Source organism: Mesorhizobium sp. W067 (assembly GCF_054719525.1).
The window spans coordinates 697,307-718,520 of the sequence record NZ_JBTTII010000001.1 but is presented as its reverse complement, the minus strand read 5'-3'; the positions used below and the strand labels follow the sequence as shown (position 1 = coordinate 718,520).

Here is a 21,214-nt window from a genome sequence, read left to right as displayed (position 1 = left end):
GGACGGCGGTGGGGTCACCGGCAGCCGCGCAAAATCTGTTTCTGAATCTTGCCGGAGGCGGTGCGGGGCAACGCGTCGGTGAGCAGGAATTCCTTCGGCACCTTGTAGCGGGCGATGCGAGCCGCACAGTGCGCCGCGAGCGCCGCCGGATCGAGGACGCAGCCAGCCGTCAGCACGACGAAGGCACGCCCCACCTCGCCCCAGCGCTCGTCGGCGATCCCGACGACAGCGACTTCCGAAATGTCGGGATGATCGAGCAGCGCCATCTCGACCTCGGCTGGATAGACGTTCTCGCCGCCCGAAATGAACATGTCCTTGCGGCGGTCGACGAGGGTGACGAAACCATCTTCGTCGCGGCGCGCAATGTCGCCGGTGCGGAACCAGCCATCCGGTGTAAAGGCCTGCGCCGTCTCATCGGGCCGGTTCCAGTAGCCCGGCGTGACATTGGGGCCTGACAGCCATATCTCACCCGGCTCGCCGGCTGCGGCGTCGTGGCCATCTTCGTCCACGATGCGCAGCGACAAAGACGGCGCCGGCAGGCCGGCGGAGCCGGCCTTGCGGGCGATCTGGCGTGCCTCGACCGGCATGCCGAGCACGGTGCCGGCTTCGGTCATGCCGAAGCCGTCGACCATGCGCACGCCCTGCTCCAGCCACCAAAGGATGTCGGCGGCGGGATTGGGCGCGCCACCGGTAAAGATGGCCGTCAGCGTGGTCCAGTTCGCCGGCGCGAACGCGGTGCCGTCGCGCAGCATCCGTGCCATTTGCGGGACGCAGAAATAGTGGGTGACGCCGAGGTCCGGGTCTGCCAGACGGCGGTTGGTGAGACCGGCCTCGAAGCCGGGCGAGATCAGCACGGTGCCGCCCTGCAGCAAGGGCGGACGCAGGCTGGTGATGAGGCCGATGACATGGAACATCGGCGCGTCGCAGAGGAAGATGCTGGAATTGCCGACCCGCCCCAGCACGCCGAAATTGACCGCGGTGGCGAACGCATTGGCCTCGGTCAGGATGACACCCTTGGGCCGGCCCGATGTGCCGGAGGTGTAGAGGATGATCGACGGTACATCGCCCGCCGGCAAAGCGCGTCGTAGCGCGGGCGCTTGCGCTTCGACCGCCGCGGCAAAGGCCCTGACCTCCACAGGTACACAGCCTTTTGGCAGCGCCGTAATCAGCGCCGCGTCGTGCAGCAGCAGCACCGGCTCGCAATCGGCCAGGACCGTCTGCTGCTCGACGACGGAAAGGCGCCAGTTGACCGGCACGAAGATGGCGCCGAGCCGCATGGCGGCCTGCTGCGCGATGAGTAGATCGGCGCTGTTGCGGGCGAGCGTCGCGATGCGTTGTCCCGGCTCGATGCCGTAGTCTTCCAGCACAGCCATGGCGCGCTGGATGGCCTCGTCGAGCGTACGGTAAGTCCAGCGCCGCCCGGATGCGAGATCGACGCAGGCGACGCGCTGCGGCTGCGCGCCCGCGTGCAGCGCCACGGGGTCTGAAGTCGTCCAGGCCGGCATTCGCATCTTCTCCCCGGATTGCGCCCTCACTCTCGGCTCAGTCGGTCGCCGGGATCACCTCGCTTGTCATAGGCGCCGAGCCCGGGCTTGTAGCTCTTTTCGTCGATGAACTGGCGGATGCCTTCCTTGCGGCCGTCATTGTCGTAGGAATTGGCCGCTTCCTGCGCGCGCACCAGATAGTCCTCGGCATTGTCGTAGGTCATCTCGCCGACGCGGCGGATAGCATCCTTGGTCGCCTTCAGCGCCACCGGGTTTTTCTTCAGCAGGATGTTCGCCACCTCGGTAACTCGTGGCTTCAGCTCCGCCAGCGGCAGGCTTTCATTGACCAGCTTCCAGGCCGCCGCCTTCCTGCCGTCGATCAGCTCGCCGGTCAGCGCGTGATACATGGCGTCGCGCATCGACAGGAGATCGACCACCACCTTGGTGGCGCCGCCGCCGGGCAGGATACCCCAGTTGATCTCCGACAGAGCGAATTGCGCCTCGTCGGCGGCGAAAGCGAGGTCGCAGGCAAACAGCGGGCCGTAGCCGCCGCCAAAGCACCAGCCATTGACCATGGCAATGGTCGGCTTGCGATACCAGCGCAGCCGCCGCCACCAGCCATAGGCCTCGCCTTGCGCCTTGCGGACGGCGCCCAGCCCCTTGGCCTCGGTCTCGCGAAAATACTCCTTGAGGTCCATGCCAGCCGACCACGCACTGCCCTCGCCCGACAGCACGAGCACGCCGACATCATCGCGGTATTCCAGCTGGCCGAGCACCTCCATCATGCGCCGGTTGAGCGCCGGGTTCATGCAATTTCGTTTTTCAGGCCGGTTGAAGCGCACCCAGGCGATGCCGTCCTCGATGTCGAAGGCAACGGTCTCTTCGGTCATGGCAACTCTCCTCCCGCTTGCGTTCCTGTGTGGCGGGGAGAAGAGTTGTGCTCTTCCCCTGCATCAATCGCTATGTGACATAGCTTTTAGAATTGCTATGTTGCATAGTCTTTTTTGCTTGACAAGAACCTTGGTCGCAGCGATCGGTTGCAGCATGGACGAGACATCGGACCGCAGCGGCAAGGTGGCTGGGGTGGCGCCTGAAGACAGGCTCGACGCACAGATCGGCTACAATCTGCGGCGAGCTTCGACCCTGGCGCTCAATGATTTCACCGCCGAGATGGCCGATGCCTCACTGCGCCCGGTCACCTACGGCATGCTGGCGCTGATCGACGAACGGCCCGGCATCAGCGCCGCCGAGCTTTGCCGCCGGCTCGGCATGAAAAGCGCCAACATGGCGCCGCTGCTGGCCGAACTCGAGGAGCGCGGGCTGGTCGAGCGCGATGACCATGCGCAGGACAGGCGCATGCAGGTGCTCGCTCTGACCAAGGCAGCCAAAGCCGCCATGCCGGCATGGCGGCTCAAAGTGCGCAACCACGAGGACCGGTTCCTGCAACGGCTGACGAAAAAAGATCGGGCAACACTGCTGCGGCTGTTACGGCTGATCTGGAGCGAGGACAGCGATTGAAAGGGAGGCCGGGGTGCTTCGGTGCTGATCGTAGCGATGATGGGCGCGGCGACGCCGAACACCACCTGAGGTTTCCGCGAGACACCCCCCTCTGCCCTACCGGGCATCTCCCCCTCAAGGGGGGAGATTGGACCTCACCTCTGCCTTCGCCAGTCTCCAACGTTGCGACGCCGTAGACGCAGCTGATCTCTCCCATTGAGGGGGAGATGGCCGGCAGGCCAGAGGGGGGTGCGAAGGAACTCGGCATTGCCCAGGTTTGGCGCAACACACTGTCAGCAGTCTTCACCGCGCCCGTTTCCTCTCCACCCTGCCCTTTGCTAGGCTCGCCCATCGGCAACAGGATCGCGAGAGCCATGATCGTCCAGACCTGCATCAACGGCGCGCGCGCCGCCGATTTTCACCCCACGCTGCCGCTCGACGCCGAGGCCATGGCGCGCGACGGCGCGGCCTCTGTCGCCGCGGGTGCGGCCGAGCTGCATGTCCATGCCCGCGGAGCGGACCGCCGCGAGAGCCTTGCGCCGGCAGCGATGGACCTGACGATCGCAGGGCTGCGCCGTGCCTGCCCTGGTACGCTGATCGGCGTCTCCACCGGCGCCTGGATCGAGAATGACGATACAAGCACGCTGGTCGCCATCGCCGGCTGGCGCGAATTGCCGGACTATGCCTCGGTCAATCTCAGCGAGGCGGCGGCACCGATCGTCATGGAGAGCCTGCGCCAGCGCGGCATCGGCATCGAGGCGGGTCTGGCGTCGGTCGCCGACGCCGAGCGGCTGGTCGGCCTCGACCATGGCGGGCGCGTGCTGCGCGTGCTGATCGAGATTTCCGAGCAGACGCTAGACGAGGATTTTGCGGTCGCCGACGGCATCGAACAGGTCCTGGAGCGCGCCGGCATTCGCCGTGCCATCCTGCTGCATGGCGAGAACGCGACGGTGTGGCCGTTCGTGCGCCGTGCCGCGGATCGCGACTGGTCGACGCGCGTCGGGCTGGAGGATGGGAAGCATCTGCCGGATGGCACGGTTGCGGCCGGCAATGCCGCGCTGACGGCGGCAGCGGTGGCGATCTTCCAGACCGGGCGATAGCGCATACAAGCAGCGCGCCAAGGCATCGCCGAGACGATGGCGATCGCAAGGCCCGGGCCGCGAAAGTCGGTGAAAGCTATTCAAATTTTATGTATTATTAAACCGGCAGTTAATCGTCGCATCAACGATCTCATCCGTGTTAATATTCTCCGGCATCGGGGACATTTTTTAATGAACGTCATTCCGGATAATGATCACGCTGCGCCGCGTTGGATTCAACAATATACATCGATACAGACCCTGCGGGGGCTAGCAGCCCTAATGGTTGTTATCTATCATCTTCCGGCCGCACTAGGCGTGCTCGATTTGCCTATTCCCATTCTAAACAGCGGCGTCGACCTGTTTTTCGTCATCAGCGGTTTCGTCATGGTTCTCTCGACGGAGAACAGACATCGCGACCACCGTGCTTTTTTGATGCAGCGGTTCACGCGCGTCGTTCCGTTCTATTGGGTCAGACCTTCCTCATGGTCGCCGCACTTTGGCTGTTTGCCGGTCGTGGAGTGTCCTTTGAGCAGATTACCAATAGCCTGCTTTTCGTGCCCTATCTCGATACGGCCACAGGCTATGTCCAGCCAGTGCTTGGCGTGGGTTGGACGCTCAATCTGGAAATCCTGTTTTACATTCTGTTCGCGGCGACTATGGGTTTTGGTGCGCTGACGCAAATGGCCACGATTGGCGTTGTCTTTGCAATCGCCGTAGCCGCACGCATTATCTTCAAACCCGCCGCCGACACTGTGCTGTTTTTCTATACCACGCCAATCCTGTTTGAGTTCCTTGCCGGCATGGCTGTCGGCCATCTGGTCGGCAGACTGGTGCGTTTGCCCGCTTTCCTGGGTGCCTCGGCTGTCGGGTTCGCTATTGTGTCCACACTGGTGATGGTACTTGGCTTCAACTTGCCGCGAACCCTTGCTCAAGGTATCCCGGCGCTGATCCTTGTCGCGGGTTGCATCAGCCTGGAGAGCTACTTCCGACTTTTTGCTCCTCGCGTGCTGGCAAGGCTGGGAGATGCTTCCTACTCTCTCTATCTGACCCATCCTATCGTGCTGCTCGCGATCGCTCCTGTCGTTGCAACCGCCAATGTGTCACCATGGCTTGCAAGCATAGCTATTGTCACCGCTTGCATCGCCGTGTCCCTGGCGAGTTATAGTTTTATCGAAAGGCCGCTTTTGGCCATGTCGCGAATGAGCCTCTCCGCTTATCAGGTGAAGGCGTGAGTTGCGGCTACGCCGCAGCTCGGTCGGCCTGCCATTCGGGTGCGTTGCTCACTACGACCTACCGTCGCGTTCAAGCGACCACGGCCGCGGCAAGATCGTCTTCGAACTCCGTCACCTAGTGCTGTCGCGCACATCCTCGACTGCCCCAAAATGTGCAGCGGTTTTGGGACGACATGCATCCTGTCTTGCCTGAACGCACACGGGAACTGGCACAGAGGGATGACATAGCTCTTGCTGCTGTTAAAAATTTCCCATAAGGTATTTTTCATATCCGAAAGAAAATCCCATCGTTTCTTTCCCTTTATGAAAGCCTTGCCTTTTGCGTGAGCATCTCGATCAAACCGATCGACGGCTGGTAAAGCTGTTGTCGCAAGATGCCCAGCCCGGCATCAACCGGCTCGCCGAGACGATGGCGATCTCGGTGCCGACGGTGCGCTCAAGGTTGCGCAATCTGCTCGACCGCAACCTCTTGAAGATCGTCGGGCTGCTCAATCTGACCGAACGCCCCGAGTTGATCTCGGCCATTGTCGGCATCAACGCTCAGGGACGTGGCCGCGCCCGGGAACTGGCGCAGCGCATTGCCGAACTGCCTTTCGTCAACTCGGCCTCGGTGGTTACCGGGCGCTTCGACATCATCGTCGACGTGACCGTCGCCGGCGATGTCGCCGACCTCTACCGCATCACCAGCGAGCTGATTCCGGGCGCCGGCATTCCCGGGGAAGTCGTGCGCAGCGAAACCTTCGTCGTCATGGCTTCATGCAACAAATGGGTCAGCCTTCCCGAAGGCTGCTGGTCGGAAGAAACACCGTCACGCAAGGAGCCGGCATGAGAATAGCTGTTCTCGGCGGCCTCGGCCTGCAGGGACGGGCGGCCATCGCCGATCTCGTCGCCAGCGCCGGTGTCGAGGAAGTCGTCTGCGTCGATACGTCGGCTGACGGCCCTGCCCGGCTTGCCGGGCTGACCGACCTTTCCCGCGTGCGTTTCGTCATGCCCGAGGGCGCGATCGGTCCGGCGCTTGCCACCGTGCTGGCGGATGTCGACGCCGCCATCGATCTGTTGCCGCAGCCATTGATGCGCGAGGCGGTGCAGGCCGCGATCGCAACGCGCACGCCGCTGGTCACTACCAATTACGGCAAGGCGATTGCCGATCTGGCGCCGGAGGCTGAACAGGCCGGCGTTTCGATCATGACCGAATGTGGGCTCGATCCCGGCATCGACCTCGTGCTCTATGCGCGCGCCGCAAAGCAGTTCTCTACGATCTCCTCGATCGATTCCTATTGCGGCGGCATCCCCGAACCGAAGGCGATGGCGAAGCCGCTTTGCTACAAGGTAAGCTGGAATTTCGACATGGTTCTGGTCAGCCAGAACCGCGACAGCGTGATGATCGAGCATGGCAAGCGCGTCGAAGTGCCGGCCGGCCGACAGCACGACAATGCCTTCATCCACGAGATCGAGGTCGCGGGCCTCGGCCGGCTGGAAGCTTTCCCCAATGGCGACGCTCTGCACTATGTCGAGATGCTGGCAGCCGCCAAGGGATTGCAACGCTCGGGCCGCTATACGCTGCGCTGGCCGGGATGGTCGGCGTTCTGGGCGCCGCTGAAGGAACTCGGCTTCCTCTCCGAAGACAAGGTGCCCGGCACCGGCGCCAGCCCACGCGAATTTCTCGGCCGTCTGCTCGGCCCGCAACTGCAATATGGCGCCGACGAGAAGGACCTTTGCGTGATGCGCAATGTCTTTTCCGGTCTCGAAGGCGGCCGCGCCAAAACGGTGACGTCGGACCTGATCATCGAACGCGACCTGGCATCAGGCCTGTTCGGCATGAGCCTTGGCGTCGGCTATCCCGCCAGCATCGTGGCGCAGATGCTGGCGCGGCGCGAGATCGCCACACCAGGGCTTTTGAACCCGCTGCTGCATGTGCCGGACGGGCCGTTCTTCGACGAGCTGGCCAGGCGTGGCATCAAGGTTGCCGAGACGGTGGCCTGGGACTGAGGATTTTCGAACGGTGGCTGCCGCCGGCAAACGGTGCCGCCGCTCAAAAAACACCCAAAAGGGTGGAATAACAAAGTGGAACAACAACGATAACAGGAGGAATGCCAAATGAAGATTGCCAAGCTTTTCATCGCCGGACTTGCGCTTGCGGGCCTGACCGCTGCTGCCAGTGCCGGAACGCTCGACGAGATCACCAAGCGCGGCGAACTGCGCGTCGCGGTACAGACGCAAGGACCTCCCTTCTCGCTGGTCGGCGCGGCCGGCGAGCGCACCGGCAGTTCGGTCGAACTCGCCGAACTGATGGCCAAGGAAATGGGCGTCAAGATCACCTTCCTCGACTATGATTGGGACGGGCTGATCCCGGCGCTGCTTTCGGGCAAGGCCGACCTGCTCGTCGCCGACATGACGCCGACGCTGGCGCGCGGCATGAAGGTCGCCTTCACCACACCTTACATGTATACGGGCAGCACCGTCTTCACCAAGGCCGACAGCAAGTTCAAGACAACCGAGGACTGCAAGGCCAAGGGCACCAAGATCGCCGTGCTGTTGGGCGCCACCGGCGAAAAGGAAGCCAAGAACGCCTTCCCGGATGCCGACATCAAGAGCTACAAGGGCGGCGGCCCGCTGCTGCTCGACGCAGTCAACAACGGCCAGGCCGATTGCGGCGTCAACGACGTCTCGGCGGTCAAGGGTCAGTCGACAGCCTATCCCGCCGGCACCTTCACCATCATGCCGGACCTGTTGTCGAAGGAGCCGCTTGCCTTCGCCACCCGCTACGACGAGCCGGACCTGTTGATCTGGATGAACCTGTTCCTCAACCAGGTCAGCATCGACGGCCGCCTGCAGAAGAACCTCGACTACTGCGTCAATTCCGACGCCTGGAAGAAGGATCACTAAGCAGAGGTAAGCAGGGAGTAGTGAGTAGGAAGTAGTGAATGGTGAATGGTGAATGGTGAATGGTGAATGGCCATTCCGGACGCTACTCACTACTCACTACTCACTACTCACTACTCACTACTCACTACTCACTACTGCCCATTCACCATTCACCATTCACCGCCATGCTCGAAAATTTCAGCTTCCGCACCATCATCGAATATCTGCCTTTGTTCGGGCAGGGTCTGATCACGACCGTGTGGCTGTCGGCGCTGTCCTTTGCGGGCGCGCTGGCCGTCGGCATCGTGCTCGCCGCCATGAACCTGCAGCGCGGCCAGCTGTTTCGCGTGCTGGCCAAGGGCTATATCGATGCCGTGCGCGCCACGCCGTTGCTGGCGCAGCTCTACTTCCTCTATTTCGGCCTGCCGCGTCTCGGCTTCGTCCTGCCCGAGCTGGTCGTCGGCATCATCGCTCTGTCGCTGAACAGCGGCGCCTATGTCGCGGAAATCATCCGCGCCGGCATCCTGTCGATCCCGCGCGGCCAGGTCGAGGCCGGCGTCGCCTCGGGGATGACCTATGTCCAGCGCATGCGCCTGGTCATCCTGCCGCAAGCCTTCAAGGTGACGATCCCGCCGCTGCTCGGCCAGGCGATCGTGCTGGTCAAGGATTCCGCGCTTTTGTCGCTGATCTCGGTTTCCGAACTGACGCGCGCCGGCCAGTTGCTGGCGTCCGACCGCTTCATGCCGGCGGAAGGTTTCATCACCATCGCCGCCTTCTATCTGCTGCTCTATTACGGCCTCAAAGGACTGGCGGGGCTGTCCAGTCGCTGGCTCGGTCTGCAGCCGGCAAGGAGCAGCACATGATCTGGCAACAGCTGCAAAGCCTGGCCGGCAGCTACCCCCTCGCCTTGCGCGGCCTTGGCATGACCGTGATGCTGTCGGCGATCAGCCTGGTGCTGGGCACGCTGCTTGGCTTCGGCCTCGGCATATTGCGCACCGGCGGCAACCGGCTGATCTCGAGCGTGATCGGGGCCTGGGTCGACCTGATCCGCGGCACGCCGTTCCTGGTGCAGATCTTTCTGATCTTCTTCATCCTGCCGGAATTCGGCATCGAGCTCGATGCCTTCACCGCCGGCATCATCGCGCTCACCAACCTCGCCGCGTGCTTCATCTGCGAGATCGTCGCCGCCGGCATCCGCTCGGTGCCGACCGGCCAGGTTGAGGCAGCTCTGGCGTCCGGCCTGTCGCGCTGGCAACGCATGCGCCAGGTGGTGCTGCCGCAGGCGATGCGCATCGTGCTGCCGCCGCTGGTCGGGCAATATGTACTGTTGATCAAGGATTCTTCCGTCGTCTCGGCGATCGGGCTGACCGACCTCACCCGCGTCGGCTGGCTGGTGGTGCAGCGTGTGCCCAACGGCCTGCTGGTCTTCTTCCTGGTCGGCGTCGGCTATTTCGTCGTCTGCTATCCGCTGATCATGCTCGCCCGCCGGCTGGAGCGCCGCATGGGCGCGGCGCATGGCGAGGTGCAGCTGTGACATCGAACCCAAAGGGCTGACCGCCATGACCAATCCAAGCCCGACCAAGACAAACCTGACCAAAACGGGCATGATCGACTTTCGCGGCGTCAACAAATGGTTCGGCTCGCTCAATGTGCTGAAGGACATCACGCTCAGCGTCGAGCCGCGCGAAGTGGTCGTCGTCTGCGGCCCAAGTGGTTCGGGCAAGTCGACGCTGATCCGCTGCATCAACGGCCTGGAAGCGATCAAGGATGGCGACCTCGTCGTCGACGGCCAGCGCCTCGGCGACCCCGCCACCAACATGACGCAGCTGCGCACCGAGATCGGCTTCGTCTTCCAGTCGTTCAACCTCTACCCGCACAAGACGGCGCTGGAAAACGTCACGCTGGCGCCGATCCATGTGCGCAAGATCCCCCGCGCCGAGGCCGAGCAGGCCGGGCGCGACTTGCTGGCCAAGGTCGGCCTCGCCGACAAGGTCAACGCCTACCCGTCACAGCTGTCCGGCGGCCAGCAGCAGCGTGTGGCCATCGCGCGCTGCCTCGGCATGCGCCCCAAGATCATGCTGTTTGACGAACCGACCTCGGCGCTCGATCCCGAGATGATTTCCGAAGTGCTCGACGTCATGGTCGCGGTGGCCGAGGAAGGCATGACCATGATGGTGGTAACGCACGAAATGGGCTTTGCCCGCAAGGTGGCGCAGCGCGTGGTGTTCATGGACGCCGGCGCCATCGTCGAAAGCGGCACGCCGGAGGCGTTTTTCTCCGACCCGAAGACCGACCGCAGCCGGGCTTTTCTAAGCAAGATTCTAAGGCATTAGAGTTTAGCCAAAGCCGGTCGTCCGAAAGGCCGCGGGGCAGGAACTGTCGACGCATAGCGCCAAACAACGAGCCGCCGGTAGAGTGGATCGGCTACGTTTAGGTCTCCGGCTACGCCTCTGGGACCTTCCACGTGCCGTCCATAACCTCAGCGCGTGGTCGATAGAGCCGTACCATCCAGTTCCAGCCGGGCCACCATCGGCTGTACGGTCAAGCCACCGGCGCCGCGCCGCGCCGCTCGAGCGCGGTCCTGCGGATGATTTCCGCGATTTCCGGGCTACTGCTGCACAGCATCTGGAAATCCGCCGCGTGCAGCGACAGGAGTGAGACAGAAGTCGCGGCAGTGACGGTCGCCATACGCGGTTCGCCGCTGATCAGCGCCATCTCGCCGAAGAAGGCGCCAGGGCCAAGCTCCACCGGGTTGGGCGTCGCGACGCTGACGCGGCCCTCCACGACGAAGAACATCCGATCACCGGTCTCGCCACTGCGGCAGATCACGGCGCCCGCCGGCACCGTGCGAGGCCTTAACGCGCGCACGATCTCGACCAGCGTGGCCGGGCCAAGCTTCTGAAACAACGGAACGCCGGCAATCAATTGCCAATTGCGGACGAAATCCTCGCGACGGACTTCTTGATAAAAGCCGGAGGCAAGAATGCCGGCCCAGAGCCCGAAGATGCCGATGCCACACATCATGACAGCCCCGGCAAGGACGCGGCCGGCGAAGCTTTGCGGAATGTCGTCGCCATAGCCGGTAGTGGACAGCGTGACCACCGCCCACCACATTGTCTCGGGGATGCTGCCGAACTTTTCCGGTTGGACGTCGCGCTCGATGACATAGGCCGCGAGTGCGACACCGAACAGAACCAGGCCGAAGACCGTGGTGACGCCGACCAGGTTGCGCGCTTCGTTGGCCAGAACCCTGCCAAGCAGCGGGAAGAAGGTCGAGTCGCGCAGCGGCTTCAGCAGCCAGACAGCACAGTAGAGGCTCCGGTCGGGCGTGCCGTCGAGCAGAAATGCGGCGACTGGAACCAAAACCGCGAGCACATCGATCGCGATTGCCGGCGTCCTGTCCCTGAGGTCTCCCGCCCAGCGCTTGAGCAGGGTCTCGGCCATCTGCAGAAGATAGGCGGCCCAAATGACAGCAAGCACGGCAGCCAGAGCCAGTCTGCTTCGTCCGGACATGTTCGGCATCGTGAGCGCAGCCACCGCCAGAAGCCCAGGCGCAGCGAGCACCGCATTTAGCGGTGCGTAGATTCTCAGAAAAGGCAGTACCGACATTCTATCCCACCAGCGGCCACTGTGCTCCAGAATAGAGGCCTTCCGGGCAAGCGCAAAGGGTGCTTTGCGATCGCAAGATCAGGTCACGCCAATGGCTTTCGGGCGCCGCTATCGGCGCTCCACGGTCGCACCGCAGGCGACGGATCAGCTCGGGAGCCGCCACATTCGCACGCGACCCGCACCGCGCAATTCCGTTTCCTCGAGTGGGTCGCAAGCAAATTTCGGTCCAAGCAGTTGGCAAGTTGCATCGGAAATACGGATTTCATCGGGCTCCGCGGACGTTTGAATACGTGAGGCGAGATTAACGGTCTCACCCCACAGGTCATAGGCGAACCGCCTCTTGCCTATGACGCCGGCGACGATCGGTCCTGAGTGAATTCCAATTCTCAGCCTTATCGGCTCTCCTGCGAAGCGTTCCCGCTTGACCGCTTTGCGCAGCTCAATCGCATAGCGCGTGAGGGCCTTTGCATGATCGGATCGCGCCGTGGGCAGGCCGGCGACCACCATCACACAATCGCCAATTGTTTTGATCTTTTCGCAGCCGTATCGCTCAGAGAGCCGATCCGCCGCCTTGAAGAAGTAGTTTAAAATAGCGAGCGTCGTCACCGCTCCGACGCTGCGCGCTCGTTCCGTAAAACCGACGATGTCGGCAAAAAGCACACTCACCTCTGCGTGGTTGTCGGCAATTTTCTTTTGCGCTTTCAATCGCTCCGCGATCGAGGCCGGGAGAATGTTGAGGAGCAGGTTTTCGGCGCGCTGATATTCACGCGCCAATCCCTCCTGGCTCTTCCTCAACGCCTCGTTCGTCGATTGCAATTTTTCGTTGAGTTGACGCTCCCTCTCTTGCAGGAGCGTCATTTCATAGGCCTTCTGTTGAAGCCGCTGCCTGTTGTCTCGTTCGGCAGTGGCGTCCAGAAAAAGCAGCCACACGAACGCATTGTCAGCAAAAAAATGGAGGTCGGCGACACGCCCGCCGGGCAGTTCAACCATGTCCATGCGAAACGGAAGCTCCGGGCAAGGCAGCAAACCCTCCATGAATTCAAGCTGCTCGGCAACAGGCTTGCCGATGCGAAGTGATGACAGCCCGTAATGTTCAACATTGCCGCCCTTGGCAGCTATGCAAAGCTCAGGGTCGATTTTCAGATAAGCGACAGCGTGCCCGTCGAAGAAGAAATTGAAAAACCAATTTCTGACTTCTTTTGGCAATTCATGCATGGTCTATTTGGTGACCATCAAGGCAAGTTGACGAAAGGCGTCATCGACCTGCTCGCCCGAAAGCGCACTTGTTAGATAGATTTGCCATCCACGTTGCCTCAACTCGTTGATCTCACCATCCGATATCGCCCACCGATCGGCCAGATCGGACTTGTTGAACAGCAATACGAACGGCATGGCGCCGAATTCGGCCTCGACCCGTTCGCGCAGCGTGAGTGCCACGGCAAGAGTAGCGGCGCGGGTTCCATCGACGACAAGCACGAGCCCGGTTGCACCGCGAACATAGCTGACGCGGAATGAGCCGATATCGTCTTCGCCGGCCAAATCCCACAAAATCAGATCCACGGTTTTGTCCGGGAGCGCGACGCTTTTCTTGTCGATTTTCACTCCGACGGTGGTCAAGTAGGTTTCTGAGAAGATGCTCTGCACAAACCTGCGGACCAGACTCGTCTTTCCGACGGCGAAACCGCCCAGCATGCAGATCTTTTTTTGCAACATGTTGGGCTCCGCTAGTCCAGGTTTACCGTAATCGAAACCCGGCGATTGGTGGAGCTACCGGTTAGACTGTTTTCAGGTACAGCCGGCTCAAAAGTGCCCGCGCCCCGAACCAGCAGCAATTCGGGAGCGACGCCCCGCTTGTTGAGAAGCGCACGAACTGTCTCGGCGCGGGCGGCGCTGATCGACGCGTTGGCCGTCTCACGGCCTGTGGTGTCCGAATGCCCGGTCAACATGAACCGCGCCGTTACGCCGGAATTGCGGGCACTCTGGGCGAATTCCTTTATTTGGTCCGCCAACCTGTCGAGAACCGGCGTCTGCTCCGGTCCCGGCACAACTTTGCCGGAAGAGAAGAAAATATCGGTCGTCTGGATGGCCTGCCTCAAATGATTAAGTTCTGCAAGGTTCAGTTCACGCAGCTGCGAGACATCCAGAACCACGCCGTCCGCCGAAAGTTGTTCAGCGGCGGCCCGTGCCCGGTTGATCCAGCCGGCAGGAGCCTCACCCACGGCCACGATGCGACCCTGGATGATCGAGAGCTGAACGGTTTTCGGCGGGGACAGCGCCGCGGTCAGCCGCTTCACCACAAACTTCGGATCAAGGCTCTGATAGAATTGCCACTGTGCATGAACGCGGGCAGGATCAACGTCCGTTCCGGACAGCAGGGCTTGCGGGTCGGCGGCAAGCGGGTCTCTCAAGCCGGAAATGTAGAAATGTCCGCCCCTCGCGCTTTGTTGGGCGACGATGATTCCCGGTTGGGCCTCAAGTCGCGACACATAATACTGCCAGTGCTCCGCCGCGCGCGCTTCGGGGCTCACGTCACGAACCTTGGAGATGTCGAATTCGGGTCCGCCTGCCGAAAGCTGCCGGGCCGCCGCGCGCGCCCGATCTATCCAGGTGTCGGGAGCCTCGCCCTCGGCAACGATGCGATCATCGACAATCGAAAGTCGTACTGTATCCGGCGGATACAGCGACGCCGTCAGCCGCTTCAACACGAACTCCGGCTCAAGACTCTGATAGAATTGCCACTGCGCATGAACCCGGGCGGGATCGACCTCTGTTCCCGACAACAGCGATTGCGGATCGGCGCCAAGCGGGTCTCGCAGGCCGGCGATATAGAATTGGCCGTCGCGTATCTTTTGGTCTGCAACGATGATGCCCGGCTGGGTCTCCAGTCGCGACACATAAGCCTGCCAGCGCTGCGCCGCGTGCACTTCGGGGCTTACGTCACGAACCCCCGAGATGTCGAAGACCGGCCCGCCTGCCGAAAGCTGCTGGGCCGCCGCGCGCGCCCGGCTGATCCAGGTGTCGGGAGCCTCACCCTCGGCGACGACGCGACCATCGACGATCGAAAATCGCACTGAATCCGGCGGAGCCAGCGACGCCGTCAGCCGCTTCAGCACGAACTCCGGCTCAAGGCTCTGATAGAATTGCCATTGCGAATGAACCCCGGCCGGATCGACTCCCGTGCCTGACAACAGCGACTGCGGGTCGACGGCAAGCGGGTCCCTCAGGCCGGCAATATAGAACTGGCCATCGCGTACCTGCTGTTCGGCAACGATGATGCCCGGCTGGGCCTCCACTCGCGACACGTAAGCCTGCCAGCGCGACACGTAAGCCTGCCAGCGCTGCGCTGATTGCCAGGAAAGAAAGTACCAACCGCCTGCCAGACTCAAGAGCAACAGGGCAACGGCCGCCACCAGCCACGGAAATCCGTCGTTTGATTCCTCTTGCTTGAGCTCGACGCAGGTCTGCAACTGCGCCTCTACGCTGGCCAGCTGCGAACCGTCGCCGTCGAACTGCTCTAAAGCCTCTGAGGATTGCTCATGGATGCGAAGCAACACATCGCGAACGATTTCATGCAATTCCTCCGGCGGATTTCCCCGGATCACCGAAACCAGTGTCGCAAACGGTCCAACTTCCGACCAGAGACGAAGCTCGCCGAAACGGATTGTGTCCAGGCCGCTCTGCTCTTTCTCGTTAAATGAGTCTTTTACAAAATCCTGAATCGCACTGAGCATCGAAGAAATGAGCTGAGGATCTTCGCTCGTCGCATTGTCGGCAGTTACATGCGCTATCAAAAGGCCGGAATTCCGATGAATGAGAAAGGCATGTTCCACACGGTAGACAAGGGAATGCTTCAGAACAACTGCGGAGAAGCTTGCCCCTGTTCTCCAGGCTTCAAGTCTCCACTTGAGCCCGTGCCAGGTGAATATGTGCCTTAGAGTTTCATTCAGCGACTGAAAGGTCTGGTCGATCTTTTCGCCGATCGACTTGCGAATTGCCGGCAGAAACACCGGGTACAATATGTCCGTCAGCGTGCGCGGGCTCTTCTGGATCGACCGTTGCACAGCCCGTTCGACAGCTGGCGCAAGCGCCTCGCCGAGTTGCGCGTAAGGCGCTCGTCCGGCAGCACTGGGAAGAACGTCGCCCACGGCCGCCGCAAGCTGCTCGGGTTCGTCGAGCAGATGCGTGACGCGTGAAAGCTCGGAGATTTCGCGGCTGACCAGCAACTGCCGCAGCGTTTCCATGCGCGGATCGGCGGTTGGAACCGCCTCGAACTGCGCACGGTAGTCCGGATCAACGTTCCGGGCAATTTCGATCAAAAGACGAGCCAGAGCCTCGCGATCAATCTCTGTATCGTTCGAGGCTGTTCTTTGCGGAAGGTTGAATGGGTCGACGGTGGACGTCAAGGTCCCATCAACTCACTTTCCAGCTACGGTCCGAGTTGCTCTTGCTCCCGACGGGATCCTGATTGAGACACTTTGCAACCTCGACAAACAGGCCAGCCAAAAGATTTCGGTCGGTCTTGACGTTGCTGAGGTCGGCAAACATCTTCTCGATCAGCATCTGAACGCCTTCATTCTTCTGCTTGATTTCCTCACGCAGCAAATGATCGTTTCGATTTATCCGGTCCGAAACGTCGCGCTCGAGCGCGCTCAACTGATCCGACAACGTGCGCACCTGCTTTTCAAGAGCCTGGTTTTGCTCGCGAAGATTCCGGTCGATCTCTTTGTCGGCATCGGCTCGTGAATCTTTTTCGCTCCGTAATTGCCCTGCAAGCGAATCGATCTGCTTCTTTGCATTCGACTCGTACATTTCGAGATTGCGCTTGGCCTCGGACTCGACATCCTTGAAGCGCTGCAACACCCGTTCTTCAAGCTTGGAAAAACGGCGGTCATAGTCCTGCATCTGGTTGCCGAACAGCAGGTCACGGATCTTGTCGACACCGACGGCGTCGCCGGCGGTTCCGTTTTCGCGAGCCTGAACTCCCATGAAGTTCAGCCCGTTTCCTTCTGTGTTACCTATCAGATTTACGTCCGCCTTCTTTTCTGAAGAAGCGGAATTCGAAGATTCCTTAGCCATCCATATACCCCCATTGAACACATGCCGTCAGGTAAGCATGTCAGCAATCGGGCCGCAAGCCGGATTCGTCTTGACTTATGCCTATTCATGGGGCAGCCGAGCGCGATGGCTAACGGCCCGGCAATGGCAATCAGGGGCGATGCCCTCTTGAAGGCGCGGAGCGTGCGGACGGTTCCGGGTATCCAAAAAGCGGCCTTCAGTCGAACGTCGCCAGCGGCTCGGCATTGATCTCGACCCACTCACAGCGCCGGCTTTCGTGGTAAAAAGACTGAAATGGCGGCGGGAACGACGGGTCGGCGAAGGCGCCGACGGGAATGGCGATCACGCCGGGTTGCGTGTCGATGCGATAGTGGACGGCGGCGCCGCACTCCGGACAGAAATTGTAGATGACGCGGCCGCCCTCGTCGCCGGCGCGCGTGAACTGCTTCGCCCGCCCCTCGATCGATACATCAGCTTGCGCAAACCGGACATTGTAGCTGAAGGCGCTGCCGGTGCGGCGCTTGCAGTCGAGGCAATGGCAGACCGAGATGCGCACCGGCTCGCCCGAACAGACGGCTGAAAGCTGGCCGCAGAGACATTGCGCGCGGCGCGTGACCATTGTTTCTTCCTCCCCTTCACATCACTGCGTATCGGCGCTGGCCCTCAGTTCCGTCCGCTTCTGTTCCGAAACCATGGCCAGATCCAGCACCTTCTGCAGTTCGGCGGCATGGTGGAATGAAGGCTCGGCCTGCACGCCGCTGCGAACCGCATCGACGAAGCGCTGGTAATTGGTCGGCACCGTGCCGGCGTCGAGCACCTGCCATTTGGCGTTCTCGATATCCTCGCCGACACACGCCTTCAGTTCCGAACCCTCGAGATTGTGCACGACTTCGATGCCGCCCTTGTCGCCATAGATGCGCAGGCGCAATTCGTTGATGTGGCCGGTCGCCCAGCGGCTGGCGTGAACGACGCCAAAGGCGCCGTTGGAGAAATCCAGCGTCATGGCGAAGCTGTCATTGGCGTCGAGGTCGTATTCGCCGATACGGTTGCCTGGCGCCTTGTCGAAGGTGCGCAGCCGGCAAAACACGTGGTCGACGTCGAGTGCGGCGCCATAGCTGGCGAAATCGAGGATGTGGATGCCGACATCGCCGAGCACGCCGTTGGAGCCGTGGTCGCGCGACAGCCGCCACAGCCATTTCGGGTCGGTGCGCCAGTCGCCCCAGAATTTCGAGACCAGCCAGCTCTGTAGATAGGAGGACTCGACGTGGCGGACGGTGCCGATCTCGCCGGCCAGCACCATCTGCCGCGCCTTCTGCAAGGCAGCGACATTGCGATAGGTGAGATTGACCATGTTGACGATGCCGGCGGCCTCAGCCGCTTTGGCCATCTCGCTTGCCTTGCCGAAGTCTTCGGCCAGCGGCTTTTCGCACAGCACCGGCTTGCCGGCCGCGATCAGCGCCATGGTGGTCGGGTGGTGAATGCGGTCGGGCGTGACGTTGGCGACCGCATCGAACTCGCCCCACGCCAGCGCGTCTTCCAGGGATGTGAATCGCTTCGGTATCTTGAACCCGTCGGCAAATTCGCCAACGCGCTTTTCATCGACGTCGACAGCACCGACGATCTCGACGCCGTCGATACCGCCGAAGCGGCGGGCATGCTCCTGCGCCATCCAGCCGGTACCCAGTATCAAAAGCCGCATTCTCTGCACTCCGAGCGAATTGGTTCGATTCAATCATATGGCGCAGATACGGTCTAGGAAACCCATGCGGAAAACCGCTACGCCTTTTTTCCTGGATTTTGCTTTAGCGGAAGCCGGCCTCGCCCGAAGCGTGCAGCTTGCCGCCGCGCTCGACGATCGGCTCCAGCGCCTTCTCGACCGGCACGTTCGGCGCCTCGAGGATCGCCGACTTGGTGCCCTGCGGATTGTGCGCCCACTTCACCGCATTGCGCAGCACCTTGTGCACATTGGCGTCGTGATAGGTCGGATAGGTCTCGTGGCCCGGGCGGAAGTAGAAGACATTGCCGGCGCCGCGGCGATAGGTCAGCCCAGAACGGAACACCTCGCCGCCCTGGAACCAGGAGATGAAGACGGTCTCCAGAGGTTCGGGCACGGCGAACTGCTCGCCATACATTTCTTCATTCTCGAGCTCGAAATATTCGCCGACGCCCTCGGCGATCGGATGGCTGGGACTGGTCACCCAAAGCCGCTCGCGCTCGCCCGCCTCGCGCCATTTCAGCGTGCAGGGCGCGCCCATCAGCCGCTTGAAGATTTTCGAGAAATGGCCGGAATGGAGAACGATCAGCCCCATCCCCTCCCAAACGCGGCGGGCGACGCGCTCGACGATCTCGTCGGCCACCGCGCCATGATCCTTGTGGCCCCACCAGACCAGCACGTCGGTCTCGGCCAGACGGTCGGCCGGCAGGCCGTGCTCCGGCTGCTCGAGCGTGGCGGTCGAGGCGGAGATCGCCTTGTCGGCATTCAGCGCCTTGGCGATGGTCGTGTGCATGCCCTCGGGATAGAGGGCTGCGACCACCTCATTGGTCCGCTCATGGATGTTCTCGCCCCAAACGACAGCGCGTATTGTCATGGATGTCCTCGTGGTGAAGCCGACCCGCAGGGGTCACTCATAGTCTGCCTGGGGGTCAAAAGGGAATAGGCAGTGGGGAATAGGCAATAGGGGCAGAAAAACAAGGAACAGGCGATGGACGCTCATGGGCCCTATGCCTACTGCCTAATGCCTTACGCTCCCCGGCCTTCCTGAGCGACCCGCGTCAGCGGCTTGGTCAGGCGCGGCACGACGACGAGGCGTTTGATCTTGCCCTTCTTGTAGGCAGCAAGGAAGCGGGCATAGTCCTTGAAGACGACGCAGCCATTGGATTCCGCACGGCCGCCGCGCAGCATGTAGGTGTGGGCGAGCAGGCCGTCGCGGCCGTATTTGTTGCCGCCGCTGACGGGAGTGAGACGGAGCGCCTCGACGCCATGGAAGCGGGATTCGCGCAGCCGCAGATCATAGGTGTTGGGCGGCGTCGGGCCGACATTCTTCTTGTGCACGAAGCGCGGCTGGTCGACCATCGAGCCCAGCCCCGAATGGGCCTCCAGCCGCGAGCCGTCCGGCATGTAGACGGTCTTGGCCGAGATATCGTAGACGGCGACGCCGCCGCCCATTCCGGGCGTGGCGAACAGATCCTTGAAGGCGCGACCGACACCGCCCGCCGGGACGTCCGGCTTGGCATAGGCCAGCATCTCGCCGGCCTGTGTCTTCGACCGTTTGCCAGGCTTGATCCGGCTTGATCGGATGCTCTGGCTGTCTGGCACGCCAGGCAGTGCGGCAACCTCCGAAGTACTGCGTGGCGACCGCGGCGACGAATTGCCCGGCAACTGGGGTGCGGGGCTCTCGGGCGTCCTGTCGGTCTGTGGCTTGGCTGCCCTGGGCTTGCTGGCTTGCTGCGCCTCGGCAGGCTGAGCGGTTTCGGCGCGTGGACGCCAACCCGGCAACGCAATGTTGTCGGGCAGATCGTCCTGCGGCGGCAGCGAAGCGACCTGAACCTCGGCCTGCCCAGGATCCTGCGCACCGGCGATTGCTGCAACGGCCGCCGGCGGGGCCAGCATGTCAGCGTCTTCCGGCAAGCTGTTGGCCAGCGCCAGCGCCAGGCGCGACGAGCGTTCGATCTCAGCCACTTCCGGCCCAAAGCGTTCCGAGGCGGGGCCATGCTGATCGGGCAGCCGGACTTCGGCGAAACGGGCAGCGACCGGAAGGCTGGCAAGCATGAAGGGCGCATTCGAGGCCTTGGCAAAGGCGGCAGCCAGCTTTTGCGGCGACAGCTCTGCCTTGGCCACCACGCCGTCGAAGCGCATGCCGCGCGAAGTGGCGAGAGCGACGCTGGTGTTTGGCGCAATGTTTGAGGCGACACTGCTCGGGGCCACAGCGTGCGTGGCCGGCTTCAGCCGCGCCATCTTGCCGTCATGCGCGAAGTTCGCGGCGGCATGCGCGCAGCCGGCGTCGCATTGGCTGAGCAGCGAGGCCTGTGATTTTTGCGCCGAAAGCCGCGGCGCCCTCGAATTGGCGAGGCTGCGGCGCGAATCGGCAAGTGCTGCGTTCGGCAGAAGCAGACTGTGCGGAAGGCTGTTGGAGGCTGCGGTGAGCGAGGTACCGAGCGAATAGAGGCCGGCCATGGTTGCCACCGACCACAGCGCCAAGGCCGCGCCGACAACCGGCACCACCACCCAGCGCTGGCCGGATCTCTTCGAAGTCAAACCCCGTTCAGGAGTGTCGCCCCGGTCCTTCAAACGCAAAAACGCCATACAACCACTCTCAATCGGCATGCAGGCTTGCGACCCTCGCATCCGTGACATCCACAGTTCGCTGGTGCCCCCTGCACCTTTCGCGTC

At 62.2% G+C, this 21,214-nt stretch carries 20 protein-coding genes and 1 pseudogene; 10 read left to right on the top strand and 11 right to left on the bottom strand.

What is annotated here, in order from left to right:
* Positions 1 to 14: 14 nt before the first annotated feature.
* Positions 15 to 1,511, bottom strand: a complete 1,497-nt coding sequence (locus tag ACYG97_RS03490; RefSeq protein ID WP_084023747.1) for an AMP-binding protein — start codon at positions 1,509 to 1,511, stop codon at positions 15 to 17.
* Positions 1,512 to 1,531: 20 nt separating this feature from the next.
* Positions 1,532 to 2,374 (bottom strand): p-hydroxycinnamoyl CoA hydratase/lyase, encoded by an 843-nt coding sequence (locus ACYG97_RS03485; protein ID WP_023733921.1) that lies wholly within the window; start codon positions 2,372 to 2,374, stop codon positions 1,532 to 1,534.
* A gap of 154 nt (positions 2,375 to 2,528) precedes the next feature.
* Between ACYG97_RS03485 and ACYG97_RS03480 the strand changes: the two genes are divergently transcribed.
* From ACYG97_RS03480 to ACYG97_RS03435, 10 genes and pseudogenes are all read left to right on the top strand, one after another.
* Positions 2,529 to 3,002, top strand: coding sequence for a MarR family winged helix-turn-helix transcriptional regulator (locus ACYG97_RS03480; protein ID WP_031262233.1), 474 nt, complete (start codon positions 2,529 to 2,531; stop codon positions 3,000 to 3,002).
* A 353-nt stretch (positions 3,003 to 3,355) separates the two neighbouring features.
* Positions 3,356 to 4,081 carry a 3-keto-5-aminohexanoate cleavage protein gene (locus ACYG97_RS03475; protein ID WP_023733919.1) on the top strand — a complete coding sequence of 242 codons (726 nt, stop codon included), beginning with the start codon at positions 3,356 to 3,358 and terminating at the stop codon, positions 4,079 to 4,081.
* Positions 4,082 to 4,117: 36 nt separating this feature from the next.
* A pseudogene (locus ACYG97_RS03470) lies at positions 4,118 to 4,522 on the top strand (acyltransferase family protein); the annotation flags it as partial.
* Positions 4,523 to 4,545: 23 nt separating this feature from the next.
* Positions 4,546 to 5,295, top strand: coding sequence for an acyltransferase family protein (locus ACYG97_RS03465; protein ID WP_023834740.1), 750 nt, complete (start codon positions 4,546 to 4,548; stop codon positions 5,293 to 5,295).
* A gap of 319 nt (positions 5,296 to 5,614) precedes the next feature.
* The gene (locus ACYG97_RS03460) at positions 5,615 to 6,124 is read left to right on the top strand and encodes an Lrp/AsnC family transcriptional regulator (protein WP_023670324.1); all 510 of its coding nucleotides are present in this window, start codon (positions 5,615 to 5,617) and stop codon (positions 6,122 to 6,124) included.
* Positions 6,121 to 7,284, top strand: a complete 1,164-nt coding sequence (locus ACYG97_RS03455; RefSeq protein WP_023733917.1) for a saccharopine dehydrogenase family protein — start codon at positions 6,121 to 6,123, stop codon at positions 7,282 to 7,284. Before ACYG97_RS03460 ends, ACYG97_RS03455 begins: the two co-directional genes overlap by 4 nt.
* 108 nt (positions 7,285 to 7,392) lie before the next feature.
* Positions 7,393 to 8,181, top strand: a complete 789-nt coding sequence (locus tag ACYG97_RS03450) for an ABC transporter substrate-binding protein (RefSeq protein WP_023733916.1) — start codon at positions 7,393 to 7,395, stop codon at positions 8,179 to 8,181.
* Positions 8,182 to 8,345: 164 nt separating this feature from the next.
* Entirely contained in the window at positions 8,346 to 9,023 is a 678-nt protein-coding gene (locus tag ACYG97_RS03445) for an amino acid ABC transporter permease (protein ID WP_023693902.1), read from the top strand.
* Complete coding sequence (locus ACYG97_RS03440; RefSeq protein WP_023684787.1) at positions 9,020 to 9,694, top strand: amino acid ABC transporter permease; 675 nt, start codon at positions 9,020 to 9,022, stop codon at positions 9,692 to 9,694. The genes ACYG97_RS03445 and ACYG97_RS03440 overlap by 4 nt, the downstream gene beginning before the upstream one ends.
* A gap of 70 nt (positions 9,695 to 9,764) precedes the next feature.
* Positions 9,765 to 10,493, top strand: a complete 729-nt coding sequence (locus tag ACYG97_RS03435) for an amino acid ABC transporter ATP-binding protein (protein ID WP_023670319.1) — start codon at positions 9,765 to 9,767, stop codon at positions 10,491 to 10,493.
* Between the two features lie 208 nt (positions 10,494 to 10,701).
* Here the strand turns inward: ACYG97_RS03435 and ACYG97_RS03430 are convergent, their stop codons facing one another.
* From ACYG97_RS03430 to ACYG97_RS03390, 9 genes are all read right to left on the bottom strand, one after another.
* The gene (locus ACYG97_RS03430) at positions 10,702 to 11,769 is read right to left on the bottom strand and encodes a cyclic nucleotide-gated potassium channel (protein WP_023684786.1); all 1,068 of its coding nucleotides are present in this window, start codon (positions 11,767 to 11,769) and stop codon (positions 10,702 to 10,704) included.
* Positions 11,770 to 11,913: 144 nt separating this feature from the next.
* Positions 11,914 to 12,984, bottom strand: coding sequence for an adenylate/guanylate cyclase domain-containing protein (locus tag ACYG97_RS03425; protein WP_023693905.1), 1,071 nt, complete (start codon positions 12,982 to 12,984; stop codon positions 11,914 to 11,916).
* A gap of 3 nt (positions 12,985 to 12,987) precedes the next feature.
* Positions 12,988 to 13,482, bottom strand: coding sequence for a Rab family GTPase (locus ACYG97_RS03420; protein ID WP_023670316.1), 495 nt, complete (start codon positions 13,480 to 13,482; stop codon positions 12,988 to 12,990).
* An 11-nt stretch (positions 13,483 to 13,493) separates the two neighbouring features.
* Positions 13,494 to 16,172, bottom strand: a complete 2,679-nt coding sequence (locus ACYG97_RS03415) for an OmpA family protein (protein ID WP_031204504.1) — start codon at positions 16,170 to 16,172, stop codon at positions 13,494 to 13,496.
* 7 nt (positions 16,173 to 16,179) lie between these two features.
* Positions 16,180 to 16,845 carry a hypothetical protein gene (locus ACYG97_RS03410; RefSeq protein WP_023670314.1) on the bottom strand — a complete coding sequence of 222 codons (666 nt, stop codon included), beginning with the start codon at positions 16,843 to 16,845 and terminating at the stop codon, positions 16,180 to 16,182.
* Positions 16,846 to 17,041: 196 nt separating this feature from the next.
* Positions 17,042 to 17,443, bottom strand: a complete 402-nt coding sequence (locus ACYG97_RS03405; protein ID WP_023715108.1) for a GFA family protein — start codon at positions 17,441 to 17,443, stop codon at positions 17,042 to 17,044.
* Between the two features lie 21 nt (positions 17,444 to 17,464).
* Positions 17,465 to 18,523 (bottom strand): Gfo/Idh/MocA family protein, encoded by a 1,059-nt coding sequence (locus ACYG97_RS03400; RefSeq protein ID WP_023684783.1) that lies wholly within the window; start codon positions 18,521 to 18,523, stop codon positions 17,465 to 17,467.
* 103 nt (positions 18,524 to 18,626) lie between these two features.
* Positions 18,627 to 19,412 carry a ThuA domain-containing protein gene (locus tag ACYG97_RS03395; protein ID WP_023733914.1) on the bottom strand — a complete coding sequence of 262 codons (786 nt, stop codon included), beginning with the start codon at positions 19,410 to 19,412 and terminating at the stop codon, positions 18,627 to 18,629.
* Between the two features lie 152 nt (positions 19,413 to 19,564).
* Positions 19,565 to 21,127 carry a DUF2778 domain-containing protein gene (locus tag ACYG97_RS03390; RefSeq protein WP_084023746.1) on the bottom strand — a complete coding sequence of 521 codons (1,563 nt, stop codon included), beginning with the start codon at positions 21,125 to 21,127 and terminating at the stop codon, positions 19,565 to 19,567.
* Positions 21,128 to 21,214: the final 87 nt, after the last annotated feature.

What these genes read in the sequence shown, in the direction of transcription:
- ACYG97_RS03440 (WP_023684787.1), top strand. Translation starts at nt 9,020, where the DNA reads ATGATCTGGCAACAGCTGCAAAGCCTGGCCGGCAGCTACCCCCTCGCC.
- ACYG97_RS03410 (WP_023670314.1), bottom strand. Translation starts at nt 16,845, where the DNA reads ATGGCTAAGGAATCTTCGAATTCCGCTTCTTCAGAAAAGAAGGCGGAC.
- ACYG97_RS03395 (WP_023733914.1), bottom strand. Translation starts at nt 19,412, where the DNA reads ATGACAATACGCGCTGTCGTTTGGGGCGAGAACATCCATGAGCGGACC.
- ACYG97_RS03435 (WP_023670319.1), top strand. Translation starts at nt 9,765, where the DNA reads ATGATCGACTTTCGCGGCGTCAACAAATGGTTCGGCTCGCTCAATGTG.
- ACYG97_RS03475 (WP_023733919.1), top strand. Translation starts at nt 3,356, where the DNA reads ATGATCGTCCAGACCTGCATCAACGGCGCGCGCGCCGCCGATTTTCAC.
- ACYG97_RS03420 (WP_023670316.1), bottom strand. Translation starts at nt 13,482, where the DNA reads ATGTTGCAAAAAAAGATCTGCATGCTGGGCGGTTTCGCCGTCGGAAAG.
- ACYG97_RS03430 (WP_023684786.1), bottom strand. Translation starts at nt 11,769, where the DNA reads ATGTCGGTACTGCCTTTTCTGAGAATCTACGCACCGCTAAATGCGGTG.
- ACYG97_RS03480 (WP_031262233.1), top strand. Translation starts at nt 2,529, where the DNA reads ATGGACGAGACATCGGACCGCAGCGGCAAGGTGGCTGGGGTGGCGCCT.
- ACYG97_RS03390 (WP_084023746.1), bottom strand. Translation starts at nt 21,127, where the DNA reads ATGGCGTTTTTGCGTTTGAAGGACCGGGGCGACACTCCTGAACGGGGT.
- ACYG97_RS03400 (WP_023684783.1), bottom strand. Translation starts at nt 18,523, where the DNA reads ATGCGGCTTTTGATACTGGGTACCGGCTGGATGGCGCAGGAGCATGCC.
- ACYG97_RS03465 (WP_023834740.1), top strand. Translation starts at nt 4,546, where the DNA reads ATGGTCGCCGCACTTTGGCTGTTTGCCGGTCGTGGAGTGTCCTTTGAG.
- ACYG97_RS03450 (WP_023733916.1), top strand. Translation starts at nt 7,393, where the DNA reads ATGAAGATTGCCAAGCTTTTCATCGCCGGACTTGCGCTTGCGGGCCTG.
- ACYG97_RS03490 (WP_084023747.1), bottom strand. Translation starts at nt 1,511, where the DNA reads ATGCGAATGCCGGCCTGGACGACTTCAGACCCCGTGGCGCTGCACGCG.
- ACYG97_RS03455 (WP_023733917.1), top strand. Translation starts at nt 6,121, where the DNA reads ATGAGAATAGCTGTTCTCGGCGGCCTCGGCCTGCAGGGACGGGCGGCC.
- ACYG97_RS03445 (WP_023693902.1), top strand. Translation starts at nt 8,346, where the DNA reads ATGCTCGAAAATTTCAGCTTCCGCACCATCATCGAATATCTGCCTTTG.
- ACYG97_RS03425 (WP_023693905.1), bottom strand. Translation starts at nt 12,984, where the DNA reads ATGCATGAATTGCCAAAAGAAGTCAGAAATTGGTTTTTCAATTTCTTC.
- ACYG97_RS03485 (WP_023733921.1), bottom strand. Translation starts at nt 2,374, where the DNA reads ATGACCGAAGAGACCGTTGCCTTCGACATCGAGGACGGCATCGCCTGG.
- ACYG97_RS03405 (WP_023715108.1), bottom strand. Translation starts at nt 17,443, where the DNA reads ATGGTCACGCGCCGCGCGCAATGTCTCTGCGGCCAGCTTTCAGCCGTC.